General features: G+C 70.5%; 5 protein-coding genes. 1 reads left to right on the forward strand and 4 read right to left on the reverse strand.

What is annotated here, in order from left to right; translation table 11 throughout:
- Window positions 1-65 precede the first annotated feature (65 nt).
- The 4 genes from rhaS to NS354_RS11180 all read right to left on the reverse strand — a co-directional run bounded on the left by rhaS (window position 66) and on the right by NS354_RS11180 (window position 4880).
- Window positions 66-1109 (reverse strand): rhamnose ABC transporter substrate-binding protein, encoded by a 1044-nt coding sequence (gene rhaS / locus NS354_RS11165; protein WP_058594560.1) that lies wholly within the window; start codon window positions 1107-1109, stop codon window positions 66-68.
- 146 nt (window positions 1110-1255) lie between these two features.
- Window positions 1256-2326 (reverse strand): ABC transporter permease, encoded by a 1071-nt coding sequence (locus NS354_RS11170; protein WP_058594561.1) that lies wholly within the window; start codon window positions 2324-2326, stop codon window positions 1256-1258.
- The gene (locus tag NS354_RS11175) at window positions 2323-3354 is read right to left on the reverse strand and encodes an ABC transporter permease (RefSeq protein ID WP_058594562.1); all 1032 of its coding nucleotides are present in this window, start codon (window positions 3352-3354) and stop codon (window positions 2323-2325) included. Before NS354_RS11175 ends, NS354_RS11170 begins: the two co-directional genes overlap by 4 nt.
- A complete protein-coding gene (locus NS354_RS11180; RefSeq protein ID WP_058594563.1) occupies window positions 3351-4880 on the reverse strand; it encodes a sugar ABC transporter ATP-binding protein in 1530 nt (509 codons plus the stop codon). The genes NS354_RS11175 and NS354_RS11180 overlap by 4 nt, the downstream gene beginning before the upstream one ends.
- A gap of 228 nt (window positions 4881-5108) precedes the next feature.
- Here NS354_RS11180 and NS354_RS11185 point away from each other — a divergent pair, with 228 nt between their 5' ends.
- Complete coding sequence (locus tag NS354_RS11185; protein WP_058594564.1) at window positions 5109-6122, forward strand: LacI family DNA-binding transcriptional regulator; 1014 nt, start codon at window positions 5109-5111, stop codon at window positions 6120-6122.
- The last annotated feature ends 446 nt before the right edge of the window (window positions 6123-6568 follow it).

Raw genomic sequence — 6568 nt, forward strand, 5'->3', positions numbered from 1 at the left:
GATCGGCGGGGCGGGGCGGTGGGGGATCCTGATCCTGCCCGGTCAGCATCCCCCGCCGCGACGACTCAGAAGTCGAAGTCGTCGATGTTCTCCGCGTTGAAGCGGAACGGGTCGCCGAGCAGCACGACGCCGTCCTCGCCGACGGTGTACTCGCCGAGGTCGCCCGCCTCGAAGGTGTCGCCCTCGGCGCCCTCGATCTCGCCGGTGGCGAGCGCGTTGGCCGCGTAGGCGGTGAGGTAGCCGAGATCCTCGGGGTTCCAGAGCGCGAACTCGGTGACGGTGCCGTCCTCGACGTACTCGCGCATCTGGTTCGGCGTGCCGAGGCCGGTCAGTGCGACCTCGCCCTTGGCGTCGGAGGTCGACAGGTAGCGCGCGGCGGCCGCGATGCCGACGGTGGTCGGCGAGACGATGCCCTTGAGCTCCGGGTAGGTCTGCAGCAGCGCGGCGGTCTTGTCGAACGACGTCTGGTCGTCGTCGTCGCCGTAGACGACCTCGACGAGCTCGACGTCGGGGTGGTTGGCCTCGAGCTCCTCCTTCATGAGGTCGATCCAGGCGTTCTGGTTCGTGGCGTTGGCGGCGGCCGAGAGCACCGCGATCTGGCCCTCGTCGCCGATCTGCTCGGTGATCATGTCGACCTGCACCTGGGCGATGCCCGCGGCGTCGGCCTGGTTCACGAACAGGTCGCGGCAGTCGGCGCTGGTGTCGGAGTCGAACGTGACGACCTTCACGTCGTTGTCGCGGGCCTCGTTCACGGCGTCGCAGATCGCCTTCGGGTCGTTCGCCGAGATGGCGAGCGCGCCGACGCCCTGCTGGGTCGCGGTGTTGATGAAGCTCACCTGCGCGTCGGGCGTGGCCTCGGTGGGGCCGACCTCGCTGAAGGTGCCGCCGAACGCCTCGACCGCGGCCTTGCCGCCCTTGCTCGAGGTGTCGAAGTAGGGGTTGCCGAGGTTCTTCGGCAGGAACGTGATGCTCGCGCCGGATCCCTCGGAGCCGCCCTCGGAGCCGCCGCCTCCGGCGTCACCGCCCGAGCAGCTCGAGAGCAGCAGTGCCGCGCTGGCCGCCAGCGCGAGCACCGCGCCGGCCTTCTTCGTATTGTTCTGGAACCACATCGTTCGTCGTTTCCTTTCATCGCCCCGCGGTGCGGGGTTGGGTGTGGGTGGTCGTGGAAGTCTTCCGGGGGTCCGGGCCCGTGGTCCGGGGCGGCGGCCGCTCGACCGCCGAGGCGGCCCGCGGCGCCAGTCGCCCGGCCCGGGGGTCAGGCGGTCGTCGCGGCTCGCGCGCCGGCGACCTGCAGCTTCCTCCCGGTTCTCCGCCGGTTCTTGACGGCGGCGATCACGCTCGTCGAGATGACGGCGGCGATCAGCAGCGCTCCGGTGATGATGTTGATCACGTCGGAGGTGACGTTCGCGAGGCGCAGGGCGCTGCCGAGCACGCCGATCAGCACGACGCCGGCGATCACCCCGTGCAGGGCGCCGCGGCCGCCAAAGATCGACACGCCGCCGAGCAGTACGGCCGCGATGACCTGCAGCTCCATGCCGGTGGCGTTGTCGCCGCGGGCGCTGCCGTAGCGCAGCGTGAAGTAGATGCCGGCGAGGGCCGACACCGCGCCGCTGAGCACGTAGAGCAGCATCTTGGTGCGGGCCACGTCGACGCCGGAGAAGCGCGCCGCCTCGGGGGAGAGGCCGATCGCGAAGACGCCGCGGCCGAACTTCGTGAAGTGCAGCAGGATGGCGAAGGCGATCGCCAGCACGACAAAGACGATCATCACGACCGGGATGCCGGTCGAGCCGATCTTCTCCTTCGCGAGGTCCGTCCAGAACTCGGGGAACTCGGTGACGGCGGTGGTGCCGAGCAGACCGACGGCGATGCCGCGGAAGAGCGCGAGCGTGCCGATCGTCACCGCGAGCGAGGGGAGGCCGACTGCGGTGATGAGGAACCCGTTGATGACGCCCGCGAGGAGCCCGGCGGCGAGGGCGAGCACGATGGTCAGCCCGAACGGCACGCCCGCCTGCGTGAGCACCCCGGTGAGCACGCTCGACAGGCCGACGATGCTCGCGACCGACAGGTCGATCTCGCCCGTCACGATGATCGCGGTCATCGGCAGCGCGATGATGAGGATCGGGAAGATGTCGAGCAGCAGGTACGTCATCGTGATCTTGCTGCCGAAGTTCGGCACCACGATGCTCGCGAAGACGACGACGATGACGACGAGGGCGATGATCGCGCTCTCGCGGGTGAGGAGGAGGCGCTGCCACAGCGGGCGGTCGTAGTCCGCGATGGGGCGGAGGCTCGTCGTGGAGGTGGTGACGGTGGTCTGAGCGGTCATCGCTGCGTCTCCCGTTCTTCGATGAGTTTGCGGTGCTGCCGGAGCGAGAGCACGCGGTCGAGCACGATGGCGCCGATGATGAGCACGCCGACCACGGCGCGCTGCCAGAAGTCGGGCACGCCGAGCACGGGGAGCGCGCGGTTGATGGTCATGAGCAGCGCCGCGCCGATCGCCGCGCCCCACACCGATCCCACGCCGCCGAAGATCGCGACGCCGCCGATCACGGCTGCGCCGATCGCGTCGAACTCCCAGCCGGCGCCGGCCTGCGAGTTGATCGTGCCGTAGCGCGCCGCGTACAGCACTCCGGCGAACCCGGAGAGCGCGCCCGAGAGCACGAACGCGGTGAGCACGCGGCGGGTGACGGGCAGGCCGTAGAGCTGGGCCGCATCGGGATCCGATCCGATCGCGTAGCACTCGCGCCCGCCCCGCGTGTTCTTCAGCCACCAGGCCACGGCGATCAGCACGACCACGGCGATGATGGTGAGCACCGGGATGGTGAGCACCTGGGCGGTGCCGAGCGCGAGGAATCCGCGGGGCATGTCGGAGGCGTTGATGCGATCCGACCCCGTCCACAGCACGTTGATGCCGCGGAACGCGTACATCGTGCCGAGCGTGATCACGAGCGCCGGCACCTTCGCCAAGGCGACGAGCGCGCCGTTGATCAGCCCCAGCAGGCCGCCGAACACGATCGCGATCAGGACGACGGCGATCGCGGGCACCCCCGGCAGGTCGATGAAGAGGCGGCCGGTGAGGTACGCGCTCAGGCCGAGGATCGAGCCGACCGACAGGTCGACGTTGCGGGTGATCAGCACGACCGCCTGGCCGACGGCGACGAGCAGCAGCAGCGAGGGCGTCAGCCACAGGTCGCGGTAGCCGTCGGTGGAGAACAGGAAGTTCGGGTTCTTGATCGTGGCTGCGGCGACGACGAGCAGCACGGCGAGCAGGATGCTCGCCTCCCGCGCGCGGGTGAGTCGCCCGACGATCGCGCCGAATCCGACGCCGGGGGCATTCAGGGTGGTCGCGCTCATGCGGCGTGCTCCGATTCCGTGCTCGAGCTGTGGGTGGCCGCGCGCATGACGTTCTCCTGCGTCGCCGCCTCGCGATCGATGGTCGCGGTGATGCGCCCCTCGTGCATGACGAGCACCCGGTCGGCCATGCCGAGCACTTCGGGCAGCTCGCTCGAGATCATGAGCACGCCCATGCCCTGACTGGCGAGCGTCGACAGCAGGCGGTGCACCTCGGATTTGGTGCCGACGTCGATGCCGCGCGTCGGCTCGTCGATGATGAGCACGCGCGGGTCGGTGGCGAGCCACTTGCCGAGCACGACCTTCTGCTGGTTGCCGCCCGACAGGGTGCCCGCGATCGTGGTCAGCGCGTTGGCCTTCACCTCGAGCTTCTCCGACCAGGGTCGCGCGGCGCGGTTCTCCGCCCCGGTGGTGACGAGGCCGAGCTTCGCGATCGAGTCGAGGATCACGGAGGTCGTGTTGCGCCCCACGCTGGAGTCGAGCACGAGTCCCTGCTTGCGGCGATCCTCGGGCACGAGCGCCAGCCCGGCGCGCATCGCCGCGGTCGGCTTGTTCGCGGGCACCCGGGTGCCGGCGACGGTGACGGTGCCGCTGCGGTACGGATCGACGCCGAACACGGCGCGGGCGACCTCGCTGCGCCCTGCGCCCACGAGGCCCGCGAGCCCGACGATCTCGCCGGCGCGCACGGTGAAGCTGATGTCGCTGAACACGCCCGGGCTCGTGAGCCCCTCGACCACGAGCAGCGGCTCGCCGACCTCGGTCTCGAGCTTCGGGAAGAGGTCGGTGATCTCGCGCCCCACCATTTCGGCGACGACGCTGTCGGGGTCGGTCTCGGCGATGGCGCGCGTCGACACGTAGCTGCCGTCGCGCATCACCGTGATGGTGTCGCAGAGCGCGAACACCTCGTCGAAGCGGTGCGAGATGAAGACGAGCGCGCGGCCCTCGTCGCGGAGCGCCCGGGCCACCTGGAAGAGGCGGTCGACCTCGACGCCCGACAGTGCGGCAGTGGGCTCGTCCATGATGAGCACGCGCGCGTCGAGCGAGATGGCCTTGGCGATCTCGATCATCTGCTGGTCGGCGATGGAGAGGCCGTCGGCGGTGCGATCGGGGTCCATGGCGACGCCGAGGCGGGCGAACAGCGACTCGACCTCGGTTCGCATGGCGCCGCGGTCGATGCGCCCGAATCGGCCGCGCGGCTGGCGGCCCATGAAGATGTTCTCGGTGACCGACAGGTCGGGGAAGAGGGTGGGCTCCTGGTAGATGACCGCGATCCCAGCGGCCTTCGACTCGGCGGTGGTCGAGAAGTCGACGCTCTCGCCGTCGTACAGGAACTCCCCGCTGTCGCGGCGGTAGAGGCCGGCGATGATCTTCACCAGCGTAGACTTGCCCGCGCCGTTCTCGCCGACGAGCGCGTGGATCGAACCGGGGTGGAGCGCGAGCGTGCTGTCGCGCAGTGCGATCACCTGGCCGAAGGCCTTGGCGACGCCGCGCAGCTCGAGCAGCGGTGCGCCGGTGGGTGGTTTCTTCATTGAACTCACGGACTTCCTGCCATCGGAAGGGCATGTCGGGGGTGGTGCGCGATCCTCACTGTGAATCGTTTCAATCGCGGTTGAGGCGAGTTTATGGCGCGCGTCGCGAATGAGTCAAGTCGATGTCGAATCGGTTTCGCAGTCGTTATTGAAGCGTTTCAAACCGGTGATGCGATCGGTAGACTGCTCCGAAACGTGCTGTACGAATCTTGAGTGGGGGATCACGCCATGGCTGCGAGCATCCGCGACGTCGCCCGCGAGGCGGGAGTGTCGGTGGGCACGGTCTCGAACGTGCTCAACCGCCCCGAGATCGTCGCCGCCGCCACGGTCGCCCGCGTCACGCAGGCGATCGAGCACCTCGGCTTCGTGCGCAACGACGCGGCCCGGCAGCTGCGCGCGGGCCGCAGCAGCAGCTTCGGCCTCGTCGTGCTCGACACCCGCAACCCCTTCTTCATGGACCTGGCGCACGGGGCGCAGCGGCGCGCCATCGACGACGGGTACACCGTGCTCATGGGCGGCAGCGATGACTCGCCGCAGCGCGAGCACAGCATCCTCGAGATGTTCGAGGAGCACCGGGTCGCCGGCGTGCTCATCTCGCCCGTCGACACCGACCTCACGCAGCTCTGGCGCCTCCGCCAGGCCGGCATCCCCGTCGTGCTCGTCGATCGCGGGTCGAGCGACCGATCCTTCTCGTCCGTGTCGGTGGACGACGTCGAGGGCGGCCGCATCGCCGCCCGCCACCTGCTCGAGCAGGGGCGCCGCCGCATCGCGTTCGTCGGCGGCCCCCTCGGCATCAAGCAGGTCTCCGACCGCGTGAACGGGGCCCGCTCGGTGATCGCCGAGGTCGCCGGGGCCACCCTCGAAGTGCGCGAGACGCAGGCGCTGAGCGTGCTCGAGGGGCGCCGGATCGCCGAGGAGATCCTCGCACTGCCCGCCGACCGGCGGCCCGATGCCGTCTTCGCCGCCAACGACCTGCTCGCGATGGGCGTGCTGCAGGCGCTCGTCATGACCGGATCGCTGCGCGTGCCCGAGGACATCGCGCTCATCGGCTACGACGACATCGACTTCGCGAGCGCTGCGGTGGTGCCGATCACGTCGGTGCGGCAGCCGGCGGTGGAGATCGGCGCGACCGCGGTCGGGCTGCTGCTCTCGGAGGCGCGGGCCGGCGCCGATGCGGTGCGCGAGCAGATCGAGTTCACGCCCGAGCTCGTGGTGCGCGCCTCCACGGTGGGCGGCGCCTGACGCGCAGCCGCGCTGCGCCGCTGCGTCTGCATCGTCGTCGGCGCCCCGCCGCCCCCTCCTCTCCTCTTCTGCGAGCGGGGTCACTTCGGGAGCGTGTCGCGCCCTTCGACGTGCCCGACACGCTCCGAAAACGACCCCGCTGCGCTCTGCCCCCGCCAACCGTGCGAGCGGGGTCACTTCTCGTGCGTGTCGGACGCGACGCAGGGCGCGACACGCCCTCGAAGTGACCCGGCTCGCAGAAGCGGAGAGGAGCGGGCGGCGGGGCGCCGACGACGATGCAGACGCAGCGGCGCAGCGCGGCTGCGCGTCCGGCCCCGCCCACCGTGGAGGCCCGCACCACCAGCTCGGGCGCGAACTCGATCTGCCCGCGCAGCCGCCCGGCGCCGGCCCGCCCCTCCGAAAGACGCCGCCCGCACGCCGCCCGCCCGATGCCCACCCCCCGCCTC

Origin of the sequence: Leucobacter chromiiresistens (assembly GCF_001477055.1) — a bacterium.
GTDB lineage: Bacteria > Actinomycetota > Actinomycetes > Actinomycetales > Microbacteriaceae > Leucobacter > Leucobacter chromiiresistens_A.